Raw genomic sequence first — 18,687 nt, forward strand, 5'->3', positions numbered from 1 at the left:
TAGAGTCGCCCTGAGGGCGGCTCTTTTCATTTTCAGGACTTGCGAGATCAATCTCCCAGCTGCCCGTGGGGATAGTCATGGCAAGAAAACCTGTGTCGAAACCTGCGGCCGAGCCGATCAAGCGGCAGGCGATCGTTGTCGTTCACGGCCAGGGCCAGCAGCGGCCGATGGGCACGATCCGCGATTTCGTCGCGGCCCTGTGGGCGTCCAATCCCGATGTGACGCCGGATCCGCCCTACAGCAAGGACAACACCTGGATCGTGCCCGACAGCAAGAGTGGGCTCTACGAAATGCAGCGGATCACCACGCCGCCGCATGACGAGGGTCGCCGCACCGATTTCTTCGAGCTCTACTATGCCGACCTGTTGGCCGACACGCCGCTCCGCAACCTCTGGCGCTGGCTCGAGCGCCTGTTCTGGATCAGCCCGCTGCAGGTGCCCAGGCGAATGTATGGCCCGTGGCTGGCGTTCTGGTTGCTCTGCCTCGCTGCCATGGCGATGACGCTCTGGGTCATCCTCGAAATCCCGCAACTGCTGCAGGCAAACTGGCTGGCGCCGTTCCAGGACCGTAACCGGGTCGATGCACTGATCGGCCTCGCGATCATTGCCATCGCCGTGCTGACGCTGGTGGTGCCGAAGTTCTTTCCGGCCACGGCGCAGGCAAAATCGATCCCGCGTGGCGCTATCCTCCTCGCGTTGATCGTCGGTGTCGGCTTCATCTCGTGGCAGACGCCGGTGATCGTTGCCGCCCTGATCATGGGTGTGGTGCTCTACCTGTTCACCAACGACCTGCTGCCGCTGTTCGGCGATGCCGCCAGCTACCTGAGCGCGCAGACCGAGACGGTGCGCAGCCGCCAGGCCCTGCGGGAGCGCGGCCTGTCGCTGCTCAAGGCCCTCCACGACGATACCGACTACGACCGCATCGTGGTGGTGGCCCACTCGCTGGGGACGGTCCTCGCCTATGACCTGCTGCAACTGCTCTGGCACAGCGTCGGGCCCACCAAGGACAACCCGCCGGAGGCCGACGCCGTCACCGCCATCGAAGCGGTGGAGAGCTTCGCCAGCAAACCCGTGGCCGAGTGGACGCCTGCCGATGTCGATACCTACCAGAACCTGCAATGGGCAGCGTTCTCGGCGCTACGTCGGCAGAAGCCGGCCGACCCTCCGGCTGACGGCAAGCCGGCAGGGTCGTCGGGCTGGAAGGTCAGCGATTTCGTCACGCTCGGCTCACCGCTCGCCAATGCCCAGTTCCTCGTCACCGAGGGGCTCGAGGACTTCGAGCGGATGAAGCATGAGCGGGTGCTGCCGATCTCGCCGCCCGAGCCGCGCGGCGATGCGGAAGGCTTCATCTATGAGGAGAACGGCCGGATGGTGACACACCATGCCGCAGTGTTCTCCACGGTGCGCTGGACCAACATCTACGACGAGTTCGATCCCCGCTGGTTCCTCAGCGGCGACGTCATTTCCGGCGCGATTGCCCAACTGTTCGGGCCCGGTATCAAGGATATCAACGTGCCCATCCTCGACAATGGCAAGCGAAGGTTCAGCCACAATCTCTACTGGGTCGATACACGATCGGAGCCGGCGCGCCGGCAGGTTGCGCTCGGTCCCGGAGGGGACGCACACAAGGTCCGGGCGGAAGCTGCGGCCCCGCAGATCCAGCAGCTTCGCGATGCGGTCGGGATGAGCCGCAACTAGCTGATGCTCGCGTCACCACGCGGCGGGGCTGGTGAAATATCGTGCCGGCGCGATCACCTATTGACCTCAACTTCACTTGAGGTCGTATCCAGTCTGCCTTCCCAGCAAAGGGCTCGGCAGTCATGGATCTCACGTTCAATATCCTCCTCATCATTCATCTCGCGGCCTTCGGGCTCGCCATTACCACCACCATCGCGGCGCCGCTGATCGGCAGCCGCATCGCCGCGGCTCCGCCAGAGGCACGGCCGTTGCTCGGCGGCATCGGCAAACGCCTCAGCATCAACGCCCGCATCGCCTTCGGCCTGCTGCTGATCACCGGCGTCGCCATGGTCTATGTCCGCTATGGCGGGTTCGAAGGGCAGAGCGTCTGGTTCTTCATCAAGATGGGGCTGGTGGTCGTGGTGCTGATCGCCATGATCATCGGCATCCTCGCCAAGCCGGGCACCATCAGCCCGCAGGTGATGGGCTGGATCACCCGGCTCGCCATGGCCGGCATCGTCATCAGTGCGGTGATGGCGTTCAACTAGCGTATCGCGCAGTCGAGCCGCACCCAAGGTCCGGCCCTCGACGTACCCACCGGGTCATTCCCGCGAAAGCGGGAACCCCTGTTTTCTTGCCTGTCGCACCATCGCAAACGGAGATCCCCGCTTTTCGCGGGGATGACACCGCAGATGGGGCAACTCATCGGTGAAATGCTCACAGGCGCGGATAGGCAGGTTGGCGGATGCAGGTTACCTCGGTGTGCGTTCTTGCGCCGCCGGGGTTGTGCAGCCATGTGTGGCCGGTTCAGCCAATGAGGACCACCGTGCCGCGCACCGTCAAGATCGACCTGTTCACCGATACCGTCTGCCCGTGGTGTCTCGTTGGCTCGGCACGGCTCGACCAGGCGATCGCCGCATTGCCGGATAACGTGGTGGTCGAGGTGGAGAACCACCCGTTCTATCTCGATCCCAACACGCCCGAGGAAGGCGTGGTGGTCGCCGACATGCTGCGCGAGAAGTATGGCCGCGACCCCAAGGAGATGTGGGCACGCGTCGAGGGCGAGGCGAAGAAGACCGGTATCGACCTCGATCTCAGCCAGCAGCCGCGCTCGTTCCCGACCCGCAAGGGCCACACGCTGGTGCGCCTCGCCAAGGCCAAGGGCACCCAGCATGCGCTGGCCAATGCCATCGCCTGGGGCTATTTCATGGATCACCAGCTGATCAATGACGACGAGGTGCTGGCCGGCATCGCCGCGCAGCACGGCTTCACCCATGCCGAGGCGCTCGATGCCGTGCGCGACCCGCGCGAGCTGGCGATCACCCACGAACTGGCGGTCGCCGCGGCGCAGCAGGGCATCCAGGGCGTGCCGTTCTTCGTGTTCGACAACAAGTTCGCGGTTTCCGGCTGCCAGCCGGCGGAAGTGTTCGAGCGGGCCTTCGAATTCGCGCTCGATCCCGAGAAGATGCAGGCAGCCCAGGGCTGACATCGCTTCGTCGTCATGGCATGCCCTTGCCGAACGGAGGGCATGAGATGAAGCGGCTGAGACGGATCGCCATCGGGGTCGGCATCGTCGCCGTGCTGGCCTACGGGCTGGTGCTGGGCGCCATGTACTTCTTCCAGCGCGATTTCCAGTATGATCGCGGCGGGCAGCTGCTGGCGCTGAGCGAGACCAGGCTCGCGCAGGCGGAGCTGGTGAGCATTCCCAGCGCCGATGGCTCCTACATCGCCGGCTGGTATCAGCCGCCGGCTGCCGGAAAGCCGCTGATTGTCTATTTCCGCGGTAACGCCCAGAGTTTTTCGCGCGAGCATGAGCGCTATGAAGCGTTCGTCGCCGACGGCTATGGCTTTCTCGCCTTCGACTATCGTGGTTTTCCCGGTTCGCCCGGCGAGGTGAGCGAGGCGAACATCCTCGCTGACGGCCTCGCGGCCTATGACTGGGCGGCCGCCAAGGGATTTCCGATCGTCCTGTGGGGGCGCTCGCTCGGCTCGGGGCCGGCCACCTATGTGGCGAGCCTCCGGGAGGCTGACGCGCTGCTGCTGGAAACGCCGTTCGACTCGGCCGTTTCGGTCGCCGCCGACCGCTACTGGTTCCTGCCGGTCGGGCTGCTGATGTCTGACCAGTTTCCGGTGGACCAGTGGATCAGGGATGTGACCGAGCCGGTCTACGTCGCGCACGGCACCGCCGACCGTACCATCGGGGTCAGCCATGGCGAGCGGGTCCATGCGCTGGCGCCGAACCCGGACGAGCTCTGGATCGAGCCGGGGGCAGGGCACAGCGATATGTGGGCGCGCGGGATCTGGGACAGGGCGAAGGCGTTTTTCGCGCGGGCTGAAGCTACGGCTCAGTAGCCGCGCGGCTTGCACATGCTGACCCCCACCCCTGTCCCCTCCCCGCAAGGGGGAGGGAGACCCTCACACCGGCATCGCAGCATGCGTCTCCCTCCCCCTTGCGGGGAGGGATCAAGGGCGGGGGCAGCCCGCACCGGCCCAAAAACGAAAACGCCGGCCCCTCAGGGACCGGCGTTCAATTTCAGCGCGGTGCGCCGGCTCAGTACAGGGTCAGGCCCGAGAAGGCGACCGAGTAGTTGAGGCCGGTCTGGCCCTGGATCGACCACGGCTGCAGGGCGAAGCCCTTGCGCGAGCCGCCGATCAGCCAGTTGCCGCCGAGGCCGACGCCGAGCGTGGCTTCAGCCGAACCGCCGACATAGGTGCCGGCCAGCGAGCCCTTGCCGTACTTGGTGTTGGAAGCCGAGAACACCAGCCAGACGATCTCGGTGCGGCCGGTGACGCCGATGTCGATACCGAGCTTCTTGATGTTGCCTTGGTAGCGCTCGGTCTTGTAGCCGTCGCGCTTGAAGCGGCAGGTCATGTCCTTGGACGAGCCGATGATGAAACCGACGCCGGCTTCGACGGAGCAGCTGAGTACGCCGACCTTGACCTGGGTGGCGGCCTGGGCAGCGCCGGCGGTCATGAGCATGACGGCAGCAGCGGCCGCGGCGATGAACTTCTTCATGTTGGAGTCCCCAATGTTTGACGCGTTTGTAGTCGATCCTCAGGTGGATCGGGAGTCTATCCGTTGCCGCCAACGGCACAAGGCCTCTTCCGGTTGCGCACAAACTGCACAACTATGAGCGAATTCTGGCGGTACGTAACAAAAACGCCGCCCTTGTGAGGCGGCGTTCCTGAACCAAATCTGAACGCCTCTTACGGGCGTGCCGGACGCGCTGCCGCAGCAGGGGCGGGCAGGCCGCCTTCACGCTGGGCGCGCTTGCGAGCCAGCTTGCGGGCGCGGCGCACGGCCTCGGCCTTCTGGCGAGCCTTCTTCTCGGACGGCTTCTCGTAGTAGTTGCGAAGCTTCATCTCGCGGAAGACGCCTTCGCGCTGGAGCTTCTTCTTCAGTGCGCGCAGCGCCTGGTCAACATTGTTATCGCGAACAACTACTTGCAAGCGCAACCGCCCTTCGAAATCCGTCAGAACTGTTTGAGGTGAACGCCCCAAAGGAGCGCCGACCGGCTGAACCGGTCATTCGTGGGCGGCTATATAGGCCAATCGAAACGGCTTGTCCACACCGGCAAGCGTCCGAAATCGCTCATTTTGCGCGCTTTTTCACCGCAATCCGGTTGATGTGACCCATTTTCCGGCCGCGGCGCGACTCGGCCTTACCGTAGGCATGCGGCTGGATGCTGGGGCCAAGCCGTTCAGGAATCGCAGTGATTTCGTCGCCGATCAGGTTCTCCATCACCACATCGGCCATGCGGCTGGGGTCGCCCAGCGGCCAGTTGACCACGGCGCGGATATGCTGCTCGAACTGGTCGGTAATGGCCACGGCCTCGGTCCAGTGGCCGGAATTGTGCACGCGCGGCGCGATCTCGTTGACCAGGAGCTTGCCGCCCGGCAGCACGAAGAACTCGACCCCGAGCACCCCGACATAGTCGAGCGCCGTGGCGATCTCAGCGGCGATCTCGACCGCCTTCTTCGCGGTCTTCGAGCTGATGTCGGCGGGCACCGTGCTGGTCTTGAGGATATGGTCGCGGTGGACGTTCTCGGCGGGATCGAACGCGGCGACTTCGCCGAGCGCATTGCGCGCCACCACCACCGAGATCTCCTTGTCGAATTCGATGAAGCCTTCCAGCACCAGCGGTTTGGGCGACAGCAGCTCCCAGGCGAGGGCCGCGTCTTCCATGTTGTGGACGATGCGCTGGCCCTTGCCGTCGTAACCGAGGCGGGTGGTCTTCAGCACCGCAGGCGCGCCGATCTCCTCGAGTTCAGCCTCGAGCCGGTCGAGATCGGTGATCGCCGCGAACGGCGCCACTGGGATGCGGTTGATGGTGAGGAAGGCCTTCTCGGCCAGCCGGTCCTGCGATACGGCCAGCGCATTGGCGCCGGGGCGCAGCGGCTTCAAATTGGCGAGGAAGGCGGCGGTCTTGGCCGGAACGTTCTCGAACTCGTAGGTGACGACGTCGACGCCGGCGGCAAAAGTCGCGAGCGCGGCTTCGTCGTCATAGGCAGCGACGGTCTTCAGCGGTGTCACGTCGAAGGCCGGGCTATCGGGATCCGGGCAGTAGATGTGGGTCTTCATCCCCAGCCGTGCGGCGGCGAGCGCCAGCATCCGGCCGAGCTGGCCGCCCCCGAGGATACCGATGGTGCTGCCCTGCGGCAGCGGCGAGGCGTCAAACATCGTCGGATGGAAACTCAGGGATGGAAGCGGTCTGGTCGGCGCGGAAATCATCGAGCGCCGAAGCGATTTCAGGATCGGAGAGCGCCAGGATCGCGGCGGCCAAGAGGGCCGCGTTGATGGCGCCGGCGCGGCCGATGGCGAGGGTGCCCACCGGAATGCCGGGCGGCATCTGCACGATCGAGAGGAGGCTGTCCTCACCGCCGAGTGCCGCCGTCTGCGCCGGCACCCCGAGCACGGGAAGGGGGGTCAGCGCGGCCACCATGCCGGGCAGATGCGCGGCGCCGCCGGCCGAGGCGATGATCACCTGAAAGCCCTCGGCCTTGGCGCCCTTGGCGAATTCGTACATCCGGTCGGGGGTGCGATGCGCCGAGATGATGCGCGCTTCGTAGTCGATCTTCAGCGCGTCGAGCGTCTCGGCGGCGTGGCGCAGGTTCGGCCAGTCGGACTGGCTGCCCATGATGATGGCGACGGGTGGCGAGGTCGGCACTTAGGTCCCCCGGAAGGCGCGGCTCATGCCTGGTTTATCGCGCAGTCGAACCGCAAAAGTCTGCAGCTTTTGCTGACCACGCTCGCGACGTTTGTCGCGCAGTCGAACCGCAAAAGTCTGCAACCTTTGCTGACCACGCTCGCGACGTTTGTCGCGCGGTCGAACTACAAAAGTCTGCAACTTTTGCTGACCACGCTCCACGTTTCACCCTTAGGCAAGAGCCCCGCCGAGTGCAAGCGGGCAGCCCTCGTCCTTTGTGGTCAGGCGGCGGTCGGCGGCCGGTCCAGCGTACAGGCCAGCGCATCGAGAGCGCTGCGATCGGCCAGCTCGATCGAGCCTTCCGGCAGCCCGAGGATGCGATCGATGACCGTGCCCAGATACTCCATCTTGTCGAGCAGGCGCTGCGACAGCCGCTCGAAATGCAGCCGGTCGCGGGTCTGGTAGAGCTCGACGATCAACTCCCGGTTCGAGGTCATCAGGTGCATGATGGTCTCGGCGGCGCCTTGCGGATCCGGTGTATCGAAGGTCTGCTCGGCAACGCCCTCGACGATGATGCGCGTCAGGATCGGCTGCACCACTTCGGTAACGGCGCGCTGGGTGCGCTCGAACAGCTGCAGGTTCTCGGCCCGGAACATCGGCTCGAACGTGGCGCGCAGTTCTGCCGCGGTCTCGGTCTTGTGGCGGCGCATGGTGCCGAGAAAGCCGGCGAGCTTTGAAAACGCATCGAGCGTCGGGTCGGAGAGTTCCGCTTCGGTCAGCGCAGCGGTCTGGCGCGCATAGCGGCAGGCGAGGGCCTCGACCAGGTCCTCCTTCGATTCGAAGTGGTGGTAGAACGCCCCCTTCGACACGCCGACGGCGGCGATGATCTGGCTGACCGAGGTCGAGTCGTAGCCGTTGCGGGCGAATAGTCGCTGCGCGGCGTCGAGGATTTCATCGCGCCGTGCAGGGGCGCTCTTCACAATTCGAGGAAACGGCATTCCGCCCTCCCAAGGACAGTTGCACGCGTCAAAATCAAGGACCGACCAGCGGTCGGTCACGCTGTGTAGCATGCTCGGCGAGGAAAGTGGAGAGCGGCGCGCCGACGCAGGTCGCAAGTCTTGAGTGGTGTGCTTTCCAACCGGGACAGTCTGCGGCCTCCCGCAGCGCTCGCTCAGGCGATGATGTCGGGAAGCAGGATGTTCTCGAGCTGCACGATCCGATCCTTCAGCGTCAGCTTACGCTTCTTCATACGCTGAATCAGCATCTGATCGGAGTAGCCGGAGGATGACAGGGTGTGGATGGCGGCGTCGAGGTCGGCATGTTCCTGGCGTTTTGCAGCCAGTTCCAGACCCAGCGCGGCTTCTTGTTCCTTGGTAAGCGGCAGCATCGCAGCGGTTGACGAGGTCCCTCAGCGAGGCGAAATGCCCGTGCCGAAAGGGTTAGCCGATCGGTCGGCGATTTGCACCTGATTTTGCACCGGCGGGGAGGTGTTGCAGTCTTGCACATCGACAGGGCGTGAAATTTTTGTGACGATCAGTGCGTCGAAAAGCTGGAGAGGAGTTGTCATGACGACTGAAGGCCACGTCGAATCGCTCGAGCGGCGTCACCGGGAATTGGACCGGAAGATCGAGGATGAAATGAGCCACCCCAGCCACGATGATTTGTACGTCGCGGCACTTAAGCGGAAGAAACTGGAGATCAAGGACGAGCTGGCGCGAATGCTCAGCGAGGCCTGAGGAAACAAACAGAATCCCATGCAGTTGAGGGCCACGGCAAGCGCCGCGGCCTTTTTTGTTGGGCGGCGTCACCTGCCACCCTCAAACTCGATGTCTAGCGGAAATCGTTGATCTCGAACCAGTAGCCGTTGGGGTCCTGGACGAACACGGCCCGCATGCCGTCGGGCCGGGTGTTCACCGCGCCCGGGTTGCCCTGCATATCCGAAAATGGCGTGCCCAGCGCCCGCAGATGCGTGAGCACGGCCTCGAAATCCGGAGCGGAAAGCGCGAAGTGCGTGCGCTTTTCCACATGGGTGCGGCTTATGTCGCCGGCCTGGATATGGAAGCGCTGGCTGTTGCCGAACTCGAACCAGCGGATATGGGTGCCGCCCATCGGGTCGGGCACTTCGCGGATCTGCAGCACCTCGGTGAGGAACTTCGCCGTCTCGTCGAGGTCGCGCACCAGCAGCGCAATATGGTCGAGGCGATAGTCGATGCTCATCTTTATTGCTCTTGTTGCGCCTCAGGCGACAGCGGCAGGGAAGAACACCCCAGCCGCGCCATCGTAAATCAGTTTCAGCGACAGCAAAAACACCAGCCAATACGTAAGCTGGTAGAAGCGTATCACCGAGATGCGCCGCACCAGCCAGACGCCGATCATCACCCCGACCACGGCCAGCGGTGCGAGGATCGCGGCGTGGGTGAGGTTGGCGACGTTGAGCTGGCCGAGGAAGAAATACGGCACCAGCTTGGCGGTATTGACGATAGCGAAGAAGAACGCCGTGGTGCCCGAATAGATCACCGGCGTCAGCCGCTGCGGCAGCACGTAGATCTGGAACGGCGGGCCGCCGGTGTGACTGATGAAGCTGGTAAAGCCGGCAAAGCCGCCCCAGAACGCGCCCCAGGGCTTCGACGGCGGCAGCCCCTCGAGCTTCTTCCTGATCGGCAGCAGGGCATCGAGGATGAACAGCAGCGTGATGATGCCGATGAACAGCAGCACCATGGCGTCGCTGACAAAGCTCCACAATGCCCAGCCGACCAGCGTGCCCACCATGGCGCCGGGCAGCATGATCTTGAGGATGCGCCAGTCGGCATCCTTGCGGTAGGTCCAGATGGCGATGGCGTCCATCACCAGCAGTAGCGGCAGCAGCATGCCCGCGGCATCACGCGCCGGCATCACGAGCGACATCATGGGGACGGCGACCATGCCGAGGCTGCCCACCAGCCCGGATTTGCTCAAGGCGACGATGAAGACCGCGAGGATTGCGACGGTCCAGAAATAGAGATCGGGCATGGGGAAGGGGGCGACCGGTGGGAAGAAAGACTGGCCGCTACTCGGATGCCCGCGGCGCCTTGTTGTCAATATCGCCTTGGGCAGAATGCCCCGGTTCTGGCTGCTGTTCGCGGTCGGCCTTCATCACTGCGTCGAGCATTTCGGTGGAGCGACGGACGAAGCCGATATAGGCGGTCTGGTCGTGGCGGACGGCGTAGCTCTCGTGCAGCATGCGCCTATCGTGCTGTTCGAACGCCTCGGCGACGCGGTGGGCCTCCGCCTTGTCACGGCCGAGCGCGAGCAGCGCTTCTTCGCCCAGCTTGATCGCGGCGCGGAAGGTTTCACGCTCGATCACCTGCACCCCGAGCGCCATCAAGTCATGGGCATGCGAGCGGTCGACGGCGCGGGCCGCGATGATGATGTCGGGGTAATTGCGACGGATCAGCTCGGCGATGCCGAGGATACGCTCACCACCGGCCACGGCGATGACGATCATTCGGGCCTTGTCGGCGCCTGCCGCACGCAGGATTTCGATCCGCCCGCCGTCGCCATAGAACACCTTGACGCCGAAGCGCTTGACCAGCTCGATCTGTGCCGGATCGTCGTCGATCAGCGTCATCTCAAAGCCCTGGGCGCGCAGCAGCCGGGTGACGATCTGGCCGAAGCGGCCATAGCCGAGGACGATCACTCGGTCATTCGGGTGGGGCACGTCCGGGCCCGGCGGCAGGTCGGCCTGGGCATCGCCGTTGCGGTTGAGCCGCGGCGCCCAGAGCCGGTCATAGAGAAAGATCAGGAACGGCGTCGCCGCCATCGAGAGCGCCACCACCACGGTCAGCAGCTCCACCTCGGGCCCCGAGAGGTTCCCAGCCGTGCGGGCGAACTGCAGGACAACGAACGCGAACTCGCCGGCCTGGCTGAGCAGCACGGCGAGCAACAGCCGCTCGGCAACGTGCATCTTGAAAAAGGTCGCCAGGACGAACAGCACCAGCATCTTGAGGCCGATCAGCGCCACCACCAGCGCCAGCACCAGCAGCGGGTTCTCGATCACCACATTGAAGGCGATCGACATCCCCACGGTGATGAAGAACAGCCCGAGCAGCAGACCCTTGAATGGCTGCAGGTTGCTCTCGAGCTCGTGCCGGTACTCGCTGTCGGCCAGCAGCACTCCGCCGAAGAACGCCCCCAGCGCCGGCGACAGCCCGAAACTCTCGGTGACCAGCGCGGCGCCGATCACCAGCGCCAGCGCGAAAGCGGTGAACGCCTCGGGCACGCGCGTCCGGGCGAGCCAGCTCATCAGCGGCCGGATGACGAAGCGCGAACCGAACAGCGCTGCGACAAACGCGCCGACCACCACCAGGGCAATCCACCAGTCGATCGGGTCGTCGACCGCCTCGAGCACGTTCTCGCCGATCGCCTCGATGGGCGAGCCACCCATAGCGCTGAGCAATGGGATGATGGCGAGGATCGGGATCACCGCCACGTCCTGCACCAGGAGGATGGCCAGAGAGGCACGACCGGTGTCGGTCTTGGTGATGTTGCGCTGATCCACCGACTGCATGGCGATGGCGGTGGAGCTCATGGCCAGCGCCAGGCCGACGACGACGGCATCGACCCAGACGAAGCCGATCAGCCGCGCCAGCACCGCGACGACGACAGTGGTCGCCGCCATCTGGGTGAGGCCAAGGCCGAACACCTTGTTGCGCATGCGCCAGAGTTCGCTGCCATCGACCTCAAGGCCGATCAGGAACAGCATCATGACGATGCCGAACTCGGCGATCTGGTGGATGAGGTCGGTGTCGGAGACCAGCGCCAGCCCAAAGGGGCCGATCAGCACACCGGCGGCGAGGTAACCGAGGATGGTGCCGAGCCCGGCCCACTTGAACAGCGGGACGAGCAATACCGTTGCGGCGAGAAGAACAAAGATTGCGAGCAGCAGGTTGATTTCCATCTCTGCTGCCCGTGCGCCTTACTCTTCGGAATCGCCCTTGAGCGACTTCAGCTTGGCGAACACCGAATCGGCGTCGAGCTCTTCCTCGCGCTCGGGGCGACGTTCGACGCCCTCCTCGTCTTCGGCATGGTCCATGCCGGCACGGCCGTGGGCGCCGGCCAGCGCTTCCTCCGCGGTCAGCAGCATGGTGCCCTGTTCGGCAATATCGCCCGGCGCGGCGCCCTTGGATGCACGGCTCACTTCCAGATCGAGGTCGATCTGACTGGCAAGGCCGAGCGTCACCGGGTCCATCGGGGTGATGTTGGCGTTGTTCCAGTGCGTGCCCTCGCGGACCGCATCGATGGTCGACTTGGTGGTGCCGACCAGACGCATGATCTGCGCGTCCTTCATCTCGGGGTGGTTGCGCAGCAGCCACTTGATGGCGTTCGGGCGTTCGTTGCGGCGCGAGATCGGCGTATAGCGCGGACCCTTGCGCTTGGGCGCGGCGACCCGGACCTTGGGATCCGAGATCTTCATGCGATAGTTCGGGTCGGCCTCGGCCTTCTCTATCTCCTCGCGGGTCAGCTGGCCGTTCTGCAACGGGTTGACGCCCATGATGCCGGTGGCCACGTCGCCGTCGGCGACGCCCTGCACTTCAAGCGGGTGCAACCCGCAAAAGGCGGCGATCTGCTCGAACGAGAGCGCAGTGTTGTCGACCAGCCAGACGGCGGTTGCCTTGGGCATCAGTAGGGGCGTGGCCATGATAAATCTCTCCTTGAGGCGCGGCCGGGTTCTTCCGGTCCGCCCCGCCTCGTGGTTCATCCTGAGGGGGAATAATGCGCCTATATACCTGCGGGTTCAGGCCGATTCAATCGGATTGTCGCTATCGTAAGCAGTCTCGCCCCATGGCGTGACGAGGATCAGCTTGCCGTAATTGCCGGGTTGCTCCAGTTCGACATGGCCACGAGCCGCCTCGGCGAGCGGCAACGCCCGGATCCGCGGGCGGACGATGCGGCCGTCGGCCAGCGCCGGCCAGGCCGATTTTGCGAGGCTTCGCGCGATCGCCGCCTTCACCTCGCGGGTCTGTGGTCGCAGCGTCGAACCCGACAGCGTCAGCTGCTTCATCAGGATCAGGCTGGCATTGATCTCGGATTTCGGCCCGGCCAGCGTCGAGACGATGACGATATGGCCGAAGCGGGCCGAGGCGCGGATGTTCCTTTCCAGCGCATCGCCACCGACGATGTCGACGATGCGGTCGGCGCCTTTACCCCCGGTGATCGACAGCGTCCGGGCGACGAAATCCTCGCTCGCGCGGTCGATGGTTTCGGTGGCGCCGAGCGTGCGGGCATAAGCCGCCTTCTCGGGCCCCGAGACGATGGCGATCGGATTGGCGCCGTGCAGTCGGGCGATCTGGATGGCCGCCCCGCCGATACCGCCGGCCGCGCCGTGGATCAGCACATGCATCCCCGGCGCCAGCCCGGCCCGCATGACCAGCGTCTGCTCGATGGTGAAGAAGGTTTCCGGCAGCGCAGCGCCCGACAGCATCGACCAGCCGGTGGGGACCGGCAGCACCTGGCCTGATGGCACCGCGACATACTCGGCGTAGCCCCCGCCATGGGTCAGCGCCACCACCTGGTCACCCAGCGACCAGCCGCGGACGCCCCGGCCTATGGCCGCGATCTCGCCGCCGACCTCGAGACCGGGCAGGGGCGAGGCATCGGGCGGCGGGTTGTAGGTGCCGCGGCGCTGGCCGAGATCGGGCGCGTTGAGCCCGGCCGCGGCGACGCGGATCAGTACCTCGCCGGGGCCGGGCTGCGGCACCGGCAGTCGCACCGGCTGTAGCACCTCGGGACCACCGAACTCGGTGATGGAAATGGCAGTCATTTCGGCGGGGATCGGCATGGCCATTAGCTAGGACCATGCGACCCGCGCTGGCAATCAGCCAATCGTCCGGGGACGTCGCAGTCGACGCTCCGGGGGACGTCGGAGTCGACGCCCTGGGGCGTCAGGGTTGCACGCCTCGGCAGGAGGTCTAAAATTCGGAAAAACCCAAGCCGGGAGAAGCTCATGTTCGACGACGACGCAGTCAAGAAGCCCAGGGGACACGAGGTCGGCATGCTGATCGACACGATGTCGGTAGAGGAGCTTGAGGAGCGGATCGGCCTCCTCAAAGCCGAGATCGCTCGCCTCGAGCAGGCGATCGCGGCGCGGAACAAGACCCGCTCGGAGGCGGAATCGCTGTTCAAGCTGTGAGGCGCCGACGGCGCCGCGCTGGTGACGGAATGGCAAGGTTAAGAAAGCGAGTCTCGTTAACCTCGAATTAACACATCGCCGTTAACTTAAATCGTATCCAGTTCGCTGGATTTTGCAGAGTGGTTTCTCCCTCTGTTTGACGCCTCCCTGTTAACTTTCGAGAGCCGTTTCGACGGCTCTTTTCTTTTATGCGGTTCCCATCGGTCCGTTAAGCCAACGGCAAGGGAGGCGGGCGCACAACCGGGTATCCGGCAGCAGGCGCCGGTCGCAAATTTCCGTTACCCGGGCGGCAGCAGCGTGGACGACAGCAGGCAGAAACAGAAGCCGGTGGCCATCGGGCCGCGTATCGTCGCGTCCGGTGGGTTCGACATGCTCTACCGCGAGGGCATGGTGTTGATCGAACAGGTCGCCTCCTATCTCGACGGCGACGGTCGCACCGAGAGCCGCGGCCTGCCGCGCGAAGCTTCGTTTCTTTACGCTTCCGAGAGCATGCGCCTCACCACCAGACTGATGCAGCTCGCCTCTTGGCTGCTGCTGCAGCGCGCAGTCAATGAGGGCGAACTCACCGCCGAGAATGCCCGCACCGAAAAGGAGAAGGTCCGCTTCTCCGCCACCCCGGCCGATCGTGGCGGCCCGGGCTACAGCGACCTGCCGGATCGGCTCAGGGAGTTTATCGCCAAGGGCGACCGGCTATTCGATCGGGTGCAGCAGTTCGACAAGCTCGAGCGCGGCGGCGTGCCGGAATATGCCCCGAGCGCCGAAGGCGGTATTGCCGACCAGCTGGCGCGGCTCAAGGCAGCATTCGGCCGGTTGAAGGAATAGGTCGGCAGCCTTACCATCGGTCGAGTAGACCGGGTGGAACAATGACCGAGACATTGACGGGTGGGTGCCTTTGCGGGGCCGTGCGTTACACCTACCAGGGTGAGGTCGGCGCCGCCGGCTATTGCCATTGCGAGGATTGCCGACGCATTTCGGGCAGCGCCTTCGGCGTCAGCGTGCGAGTTGCCGCCGCTGGGTTCAGCGTCAGCAAGGGCATCCCGAAGAGCTTCGTCAAACAGGGCGACAGCGGCCGGCCGGTGGCGCGCTTCTTTTGCGGCGATTGCGGCTCGCCGCTCTACACCCTGCCGCCGCTGCACCCAGACGTGGTGTTCATCAAGGCCGGCAGCCTCGATGATCCCAGTGTAGTGAGGCCCAATCGCCAGGCCTGGACGCGCTCGCGCGTCGATTGGGCCGAGATCGATCCGTCGATCACGGCGTATGAGACGAACCGGGTTTGAGGGGATGCGCGGGCTGCTAGTTGGGTCCCTGCTTTCGCAGGGATGACATCGAGTTTGAGGCACTGCCTGGTGGTGAGTTGCGCCGGTGGGGCGTCCGCCCAAGCCGTTGATATTACTCCAAACAACAAAAAACCCGGCGCAATGGCCGGGCTTTTGCATTCGTCGGTACCGTCAGGCTTAGAAGCCGAGGCCCTTGAACTTGTCCTTGAAGCGGGTGACGCGGCCGCCGCGGTCCATCAGGTTGCCCTGCACGCCCGTCCAGGCCGGGTGCGTGGTCGGGTCGATGTCGAGCTGCAGCGTGTCGCCTTCCTTGCCGTAGGTCGAACGGGTCTGGTAGGTCGTGCCGTTGGTCATCGCCACGGTGATCAGGTGGTAGTCGGGATGGATGTCGTTCTTCATGGCGCTGCCTCAAATCAAACGGGCGCCACGGCGCCCGGACGAAACGATTAATACGGATTGGCCGGGTTCATAGAGAAAATCCCGGCCCTCTGCAAGCGAAAGCCGCGCTTTGTCGCGGGGCTGGCAATTCGGTTGCGGCGCGGGCGCCACCTGCCTATATCGAGGGCACTTTGAAAAGTACTATGCGCAGCACCACCGGGGCGGCCCCGACCGGCAAGCTCGGCAGCAAGGGCGAGGCCCTCAAGGCCGGGCAGCGGGACATCAAGCCGATCCGCCGGCTGATGCCGTTCGTGCTGCGTTATCCCTGGCGCCTGACCTTCACCATCGGTTTCCTGCTGGTTTCGACCCTGTCGTCGCTGGTGATTCCGTCGCTGGCCGGCAAGATCATCGACAAGGGCTTCGTCGAGCAGAACCTGTCGATGGTCGGCCAGTACGGCATGATCGCCATCGGAGTGGCGCTGGTGATGGCGCTGGCCAGCGCCGGCCGCTTCTACTTCATCTCGGTGCTCGGTGAGCGCGTGCTCACGGACCTGCGCCGCAAGGTGTTCGATCACCTTTTGACCCTCGACTCGGCGTTCTTCGACCTGCACCGGGTGGGTGAACTCACCTCGCGGCTCAACGGCGATGTGGCAACGATCCGCGGTGCCATCGGCACCAGCCTCTCGATCATGCTGCGCGGCGCGGTGACGCTGATCGGCGCGGTGACGCTGATGTTCCTTACCAGCCCGTATTTGGCGCTCACCATCGTCATCGTCGGGCCGGCGATTCTCATTCCGGTGATGCTCTACGCGCGCCGGCTGCGCCGGATGTCGCGCCGCACCCAGGATGCGCTGGCCGATATGTCGGCGATGGCCACCGAAGCGCTGGGCGCCAGCAAGACCATCAAGAGCTTCGTGCAGGAACCCGAGCAGTCGCGGCTCTATGGCTCGCGTGCCGAGGAATCGTTCGAGGCCGAAGTCAGCCGGGTAGGGGCGCGCGCCGCACTGCTCGGCGGGCTGCTGTTCCTTTCCACCGCGGCGTTGGTGGTACTGGTCTGGTGGGGCGCCAACGCGGTGTTCACCGGCGTCGTCACCGTTGGCGAGCTGGCGCAGTTCATGATTTACGCGCTGATGGCCAGCAACGCGCTGACCAATCTCTCCGAGATCATGGGCCTGCTGCACACCGTCTCGGGCGCCACCGAACGACTGGTCGAGATTCTCGACACCGAGCCGGCAATCCAGCCGCCGGCCAACCCGCAGGCCCTGCCGGTGCCGCCGCTCGGCACCGTCGCATTCGAGAATGTCGGCTTTGCCTATGAGACCCGCGACAGCGAAGCGGTGATCTCCGAATTGAGCTTTGCCATCGCGCATGGCGAGACGGTGGCGCTGGTTGGCGCATCGGGCGCCGGCAAGTCGACGTTGTTCGCGCTGGTGCAGCGCTTCTATGATGTCACCGCAGGACGCATCCTGGTCGACGGCATCGATGTACGTGATGTCGAGCCCGAGCAGCTCCGCCGCCGCTTCGCCTATGTCGAGCAGGAGCCGACGATCTTTGCCGGCACCATCGCCGACAACATCCGCTTCGGCCGGCCCGAAGCGACGTTCGCCGAGATCGAGGCCGCCGCCAGGGCGGCGCTGGTGCACGACTATGTCAGCGAGCTCAGCAATGGCTACGATTCGATCGTGGGCGAGCGCGGCGTGATGCTGTCGGGCGGCCAGAAGCAGCGGCTGGCGATCGCACGGGCCCTGCTCAAGGATGCGCCGATCCTGTTGCTGGACGAAGCCACCTCGGCCCTCGACGCCGAGAGTGAGCGGCTGGTGCAACTGGCGCTGGAGCGCCTGATGACCGGCCGCACCACGCTGGTGATCGCCCACCGCCTCGCCACCATCCGCGACGCCGACCGTATCCTGGTGCTCGAAAAGGGCCGCCTGATCGACCAGGGGACGCACGACCAGCTGGTGCGGAAGGGCGGCAAGTACGCCGAACTGGCGAAGCTGCAATTCCGCGCCGAGCTGCAGCGCGAAGTGGCGGAATAATCAGCCGGGTTGGCGCGACAGCGTGTTGCGATTGGCGGCGCGCAACTGACCGGGCGCGATGTTGCGGATACGCTTGAAGGCCTTGGCGAAGGCGAACTCATTCTCATAGCCCACCCGCGGGGCCACGGCGGCGATGCGGTGTCCCTGTTCGAGCAAGCCTGCCGCGACCGTCATCCGCCAGCGGGTGACGTAGCTGAGCGGTGCTTCGCCGACTGCCTCGGCGAAGCGCCGTGCGAACACGGCGCGCGACAGCTTTGCCCTGCTGGCCAGCGCGGCGACCGTCCAGGGATGCGCCGGATCATCGTGGATGGCGCGCAATGCGGGCGCTACCTGCGGATTTTGTAGCGCACCGAACCAGCTGGACGACTGCGAGCGGCGCTGCTCTTCGAGCCAGGTGCGAAGCGTGTAGACAAAGATCAGGTCGACCAGCCGGTCGACGACCATTGCAGTACCCGAACCCCGACTTTCCGCTTCAGCGGCGAGCAGCGCGATGGCGGCTTCGAGGCCGGTCCCGCGGGTCTGGCTGCCGGTGAGGTGCACGAGGCTGGGCAGGCCGCGCAGCAGGGGGTTGGTCCCTGCAGCCGAGAAGGAATAGGAGCCACAGAGCAGCACCGTGGCCGCGCCGTCGGTGCCATCAGGGAACTCGACCGCCTCGCCCGGAGCGAGGCCGGCGAGGAGGCTCTCGAACTCGACGGCAGGAGTGTGTGGTGTATCGCCCAGCGTGTGGCCGGAGCCGTGCGGGAACAGCACGATATCGCCAGGCCCCAGGGCGACCGGGGTGTCACTGCCATCGACGCGGGCCCAGCAATGGCCGCTGACCACAACATGGAAACCGGCCCGGTGGCTGGTTTGTCCGGCATGCAGGGCCCACGGCGCACGCAACTCGTTGCGTGAGGAGAGGACGCTGCCCAGGTGCACCGCGTCCAGCACCTCGCTCAGCACATCGGCCCGTGAATCGAGACGTTTGAACATGATATCGAGTGTTTTACCCATCGAGGAGCTCGG

The 18,687-nt window shown here is 65.0% G+C and carries 22 protein-coding genes; 9 read left to right on the top strand and 13 right to left on the bottom strand.

Annotated features, from left to right (window positions below; all coding sequences use genetic code 11):
• Positions 1 to 77 precede the first annotated feature (77 nt).
• The 4 genes from AC1ROK_RS18945 to AC1ROK_RS18960 all read left to right on the top strand — a co-directional run bounded on the left by AC1ROK_RS18945 (position 78) and on the right by AC1ROK_RS18960 (position 4,028).
• The gene (locus AC1ROK_RS18945; RefSeq protein WP_492849748.1) at positions 78 to 1,697 is read left to right on the top strand and encodes a hypothetical protein; all 1,620 of its coding nucleotides are present in this window, start codon (positions 78 to 80) and stop codon (positions 1,695 to 1,697) included.
• A 122-nt stretch (positions 1,698 to 1,819) separates the two neighbouring features.
• Entirely contained in the window at positions 1,820 to 2,224 is a 405-nt protein-coding gene (locus tag AC1ROK_RS18950; protein ID WP_492849750.1) for a hypothetical protein, read from the top strand.
• A 278-nt stretch (positions 2,225 to 2,502) separates the two neighbouring features.
• On the top strand, positions 2,503 to 3,162 hold the full coding sequence (locus tag AC1ROK_RS18955; RefSeq protein ID WP_492849752.1) for a DsbA family oxidoreductase: 660 nt from the start codon (positions 2,503 to 2,505) through the stop codon (positions 3,160 to 3,162).
• Between the two features lie 47 nt (positions 3,163 to 3,209).
• Complete coding sequence (locus tag AC1ROK_RS18960; RefSeq protein ID WP_492849754.1) at positions 3,210 to 4,028, top strand: alpha/beta hydrolase; 819 nt, start codon at positions 3,210 to 3,212, stop codon at positions 4,026 to 4,028.
• A 199-nt stretch (positions 4,029 to 4,227) separates the two neighbouring features.
• On the opposite strand, the gene AC1ROK_RS18965 is transcribed toward AC1ROK_RS18960, so the two are convergent.
• The 6 genes from AC1ROK_RS18965 to AC1ROK_RS18990 form a co-directional block, all read right to left on the bottom strand.
• Complete coding sequence (locus AC1ROK_RS18965) at positions 4,228 to 4,692, bottom strand: DUF992 domain-containing protein (protein WP_492849756.1); 465 nt, start codon at positions 4,690 to 4,692, stop codon at positions 4,228 to 4,230.
• A 191-nt stretch (positions 4,693 to 4,883) separates the two neighbouring features.
• Positions 4,884 to 5,126, bottom strand: coding sequence for a 30S ribosomal protein S21 (rpsU, locus tag AC1ROK_RS18970; protein WP_055046207.1), 243 nt, complete (start codon positions 5,124 to 5,126; stop codon positions 4,884 to 4,886).
• 142 nt (positions 5,127 to 5,268) lie between these two features.
• Entirely contained in the window at positions 5,269 to 6,357 is a 1,089-nt protein-coding gene (locus tag AC1ROK_RS18975) for a 5-(carboxyamino)imidazole ribonucleotide synthase (protein ID WP_492849758.1), read from the bottom strand.
• Positions 6,350 to 6,814 (bottom strand): 5-(carboxyamino)imidazole ribonucleotide mutase, encoded by a 465-nt coding sequence (purE, locus tag AC1ROK_RS18980; protein ID WP_477157169.1) that lies wholly within the window; start codon positions 6,812 to 6,814, stop codon positions 6,350 to 6,352. Before purE ends, AC1ROK_RS18975 begins: the two co-directional genes overlap by 8 nt.
• Before the next feature lie 290 nt (positions 6,815 to 7,104).
• On the bottom strand, positions 7,105 to 7,821 hold the full coding sequence (locus tag AC1ROK_RS18985; protein ID WP_492849760.1) for a TetR/AcrR family transcriptional regulator: 717 nt from the start codon (positions 7,819 to 7,821) through the stop codon (positions 7,105 to 7,107).
• 173 nt (positions 7,822 to 7,994) lie between these two features.
• Positions 7,995 to 8,210, bottom strand: coding sequence for a YdcH family protein (locus tag AC1ROK_RS18990; protein WP_055883069.1), 216 nt, complete (start codon positions 8,208 to 8,210; stop codon positions 7,995 to 7,997).
• Between the two features lie 178 nt (positions 8,211 to 8,388).
• On the opposite strand from AC1ROK_RS18990, the gene AC1ROK_RS18995 reads away from it, so the two are divergent.
• Entirely contained in the window at positions 8,389 to 8,559 is a 171-nt protein-coding gene (locus AC1ROK_RS18995; protein WP_477149867.1) for a YdcH family protein, read from the top strand.
• A gap of 94 nt (positions 8,560 to 8,653) precedes the next feature.
• Here the strand turns inward: AC1ROK_RS18995 and AC1ROK_RS19000 are convergent, their stop codons facing one another.
• The 5 genes from AC1ROK_RS19000 to AC1ROK_RS19020 all read right to left on the bottom strand — a co-directional run bounded on the left by AC1ROK_RS19000 (position 8,654) and on the right by AC1ROK_RS19020 (position 13,622).
• Positions 8,654 to 9,040, bottom strand: coding sequence for a VOC family protein (locus AC1ROK_RS19000; RefSeq protein ID WP_492849763.1), 387 nt, complete (start codon positions 9,038 to 9,040; stop codon positions 8,654 to 8,656).
• 21 nt (positions 9,041 to 9,061) lie between these two features.
• Complete coding sequence (locus tag AC1ROK_RS19005) at positions 9,062 to 9,832, bottom strand: sulfite exporter TauE/SafE family protein (protein WP_492849765.1); 771 nt, start codon at positions 9,830 to 9,832, stop codon at positions 9,062 to 9,064.
• Positions 9,833 to 9,869: 37 nt separating this feature from the next.
• On the bottom strand, positions 9,870 to 11,759 hold the full coding sequence (locus tag AC1ROK_RS19010; RefSeq protein WP_492849767.1) for a monovalent cation:proton antiporter-2 (CPA2) family protein: 1,890 nt from the start codon (positions 11,757 to 11,759) through the stop codon (positions 9,870 to 9,872).
• A gap of 18 nt (positions 11,760 to 11,777) precedes the next feature.
• Positions 11,778 to 12,500 carry a DUF1013 domain-containing protein gene (locus AC1ROK_RS19015; protein ID WP_492849769.1) on the bottom strand — a complete coding sequence of 241 codons (723 nt, stop codon included), beginning with the start codon at positions 12,498 to 12,500 and terminating at the stop codon, positions 11,778 to 11,780.
• Positions 12,501 to 12,596: 96 nt separating this feature from the next.
• Positions 12,597 to 13,622 carry an NAD(P)H-quinone oxidoreductase gene (locus tag AC1ROK_RS19020; protein ID WP_492849770.1) on the bottom strand — a complete coding sequence of 342 codons (1,026 nt, stop codon included), beginning with the start codon at positions 13,620 to 13,622 and terminating at the stop codon, positions 12,597 to 12,599.
• Between the two features lie 183 nt (positions 13,623 to 13,805).
• On the opposite strand from AC1ROK_RS19020, the gene AC1ROK_RS19025 reads away from it, so the two are divergent.
• The 3 genes from AC1ROK_RS19025 to AC1ROK_RS19035 all read left to right on the top strand — a co-directional run bounded on the left by AC1ROK_RS19025 (position 13,806) and on the right by AC1ROK_RS19035 (position 15,268).
• Positions 13,806 to 13,991: a DUF1192 domain-containing protein gene (locus AC1ROK_RS19025; RefSeq protein ID WP_055883079.1), complete on the top strand. Its 186-nt coding sequence runs from the start codon at positions 13,806 to 13,808 to the stop codon at positions 13,989 to 13,991.
• Positions 13,992 to 14,288: 297 nt separating this feature from the next.
• Entirely contained in the window at positions 14,289 to 14,813 is a 525-nt protein-coding gene (gene rcdA, locus AC1ROK_RS19030; RefSeq protein ID WP_492849773.1) for a protease adaptor protein RcdA, read from the top strand.
• Between the two features lie 41 nt (positions 14,814 to 14,854).
• Positions 14,855 to 15,268 carry a GFA family protein gene (locus tag AC1ROK_RS19035; RefSeq protein WP_492849775.1) on the top strand — a complete coding sequence of 138 codons (414 nt, stop codon included), beginning with the start codon at positions 14,855 to 14,857 and terminating at the stop codon, positions 15,266 to 15,268.
• 177 nt (positions 15,269 to 15,445) lie between these two features.
• Here the strand turns inward: AC1ROK_RS19035 and rpmE are convergent, their stop codons facing one another.
• A complete protein-coding gene (gene rpmE / locus AC1ROK_RS19040) occupies positions 15,446 to 15,667 on the bottom strand; it encodes a 50S ribosomal protein L31 (RefSeq protein WP_492849777.1) in 222 nt (73 codons plus the stop codon).
• Positions 15,668 to 15,849: 182 nt separating this feature from the next.
• Between rpmE and AC1ROK_RS19045 the strand changes: the two genes are divergently transcribed.
• Positions 15,850 to 17,682, top strand: a complete 1,833-nt coding sequence (locus AC1ROK_RS19045) for an ABC transporter transmembrane domain-containing protein (protein ID WP_492849779.1) — start codon at positions 15,850 to 15,852, stop codon at positions 17,680 to 17,682.
• Here AC1ROK_RS19045 and AC1ROK_RS19050 read toward each other — a convergent pair whose 3' ends face one another.
• A complete protein-coding gene (locus AC1ROK_RS19050) occupies positions 17,683 to 18,675 on the bottom strand; it encodes an AraC family transcriptional regulator (RefSeq protein ID WP_492849781.1) in 993 nt (330 codons plus the stop codon).
• Positions 18,676 to 18,687: the final 12 nt, after the last annotated feature.

It is taken from the genome of Devosia sp. GW821-FHT12F11 (genome assembly GCF_058806655.1).

What these genes read in the sequence shown, in the direction of transcription:
- AC1ROK_RS18945 (WP_492849748.1), top strand. Translation starts at nt 78, where the DNA reads ATGGCAAGAAAACCTGTGTCGAAACCTGCGGCCGAGCCGATCAAGCGG.
- AC1ROK_RS18950 (WP_492849750.1), top strand. Translation starts at nt 1,820, where the DNA reads ATGGATCTCACGTTCAATATCCTCCTCATCATTCATCTCGCGGCCTTC.
- AC1ROK_RS18960 (WP_492849754.1), top strand. Translation starts at nt 3,210, where the DNA reads ATGAAGCGGCTGAGACGGATCGCCATCGGGGTCGGCATCGTCGCCGTG.
- AC1ROK_RS18965 (WP_492849756.1), bottom strand. Translation starts at nt 4,692, where the DNA reads ATGAAGAAGTTCATCGCCGCGGCCGCTGCTGCCGTCATGCTCATGACC.
- AC1ROK_RS18975 (WP_492849758.1), bottom strand. Translation starts at nt 6,357, where the DNA reads ATGTTTGACGCCTCGCCGCTGCCGCAGGGCAGCACCATCGGTATCCTC.
- purE (WP_477157169.1), bottom strand. Translation starts at nt 6,814, where the DNA reads ATGGGCAGCCAGTCCGACTGGCCGAACCTGCGCCACGCCGCCGAGACG.
- AC1ROK_RS18985 (WP_492849760.1), bottom strand. Translation starts at nt 7,821, where the DNA reads ATGCCGTTTCCTCGAATTGTGAAGAGCGCCCCTGCACGGCGCGATGAA.
- AC1ROK_RS18990 (WP_055883069.1), bottom strand. Translation starts at nt 8,210, where the DNA reads ATGCTGCCGCTTACCAAGGAACAAGAAGCCGCGCTGGGTCTGGAACTG.
- AC1ROK_RS18995 (WP_477149867.1), top strand. Translation starts at nt 8,389, where the DNA reads ATGACGACTGAAGGCCACGTCGAATCGCTCGAGCGGCGTCACCGGGAA.
- AC1ROK_RS19000 (WP_492849763.1), bottom strand. Translation starts at nt 9,040, where the DNA reads ATGAGCATCGACTATCGCCTCGACCATATTGCGCTGCTGGTGCGCGAC.
- AC1ROK_RS19005 (WP_492849765.1), bottom strand. Translation starts at nt 9,832, where the DNA reads ATGCCCGATCTCTATTTCTGGACCGTCGCAATCCTCGCGGTCTTCATC.
- AC1ROK_RS19010 (WP_492849767.1), bottom strand. Translation starts at nt 11,759, where the DNA reads ATGGAAATCAACCTGCTGCTCGCAATCTTTGTTCTTCTCGCCGCAACG.
- AC1ROK_RS19015 (WP_492849769.1), bottom strand. Translation starts at nt 12,500, where the DNA reads ATGGCCACGCCCCTACTGATGCCCAAGGCAACCGCCGTCTGGCTGGTC.
- AC1ROK_RS19020 (WP_492849770.1), bottom strand. Translation starts at nt 13,622, where the DNA reads ATGACTGCCATTTCCATCACCGAGTTCGGTGGTCCCGAGGTGCTACAG.
- AC1ROK_RS19025 (WP_055883079.1), top strand. Translation starts at nt 13,806, where the DNA reads ATGTTCGACGACGACGCAGTCAAGAAGCCCAGGGGACACGAGGTCGGC.
- AC1ROK_RS19035 (WP_492849775.1), top strand. Translation starts at nt 14,855, where the DNA reads ATGACCGAGACATTGACGGGTGGGTGCCTTTGCGGGGCCGTGCGTTAC.
- rpmE (WP_492849777.1), bottom strand. Translation starts at nt 15,667, where the DNA reads ATGAAGAACGACATCCATCCCGACTACCACCTGATCACCGTGGCGATG.
- AC1ROK_RS19045 (WP_492849779.1), top strand. Translation starts at nt 15,850, where the DNA reads ATGCGCAGCACCACCGGGGCGGCCCCGACCGGCAAGCTCGGCAGCAAG.
- AC1ROK_RS19050 (WP_492849781.1), bottom strand. Translation starts at nt 18,675, where the DNA reads ATGGGTAAAACACTCGATATCATGTTCAAACGTCTCGATTCACGGGCC.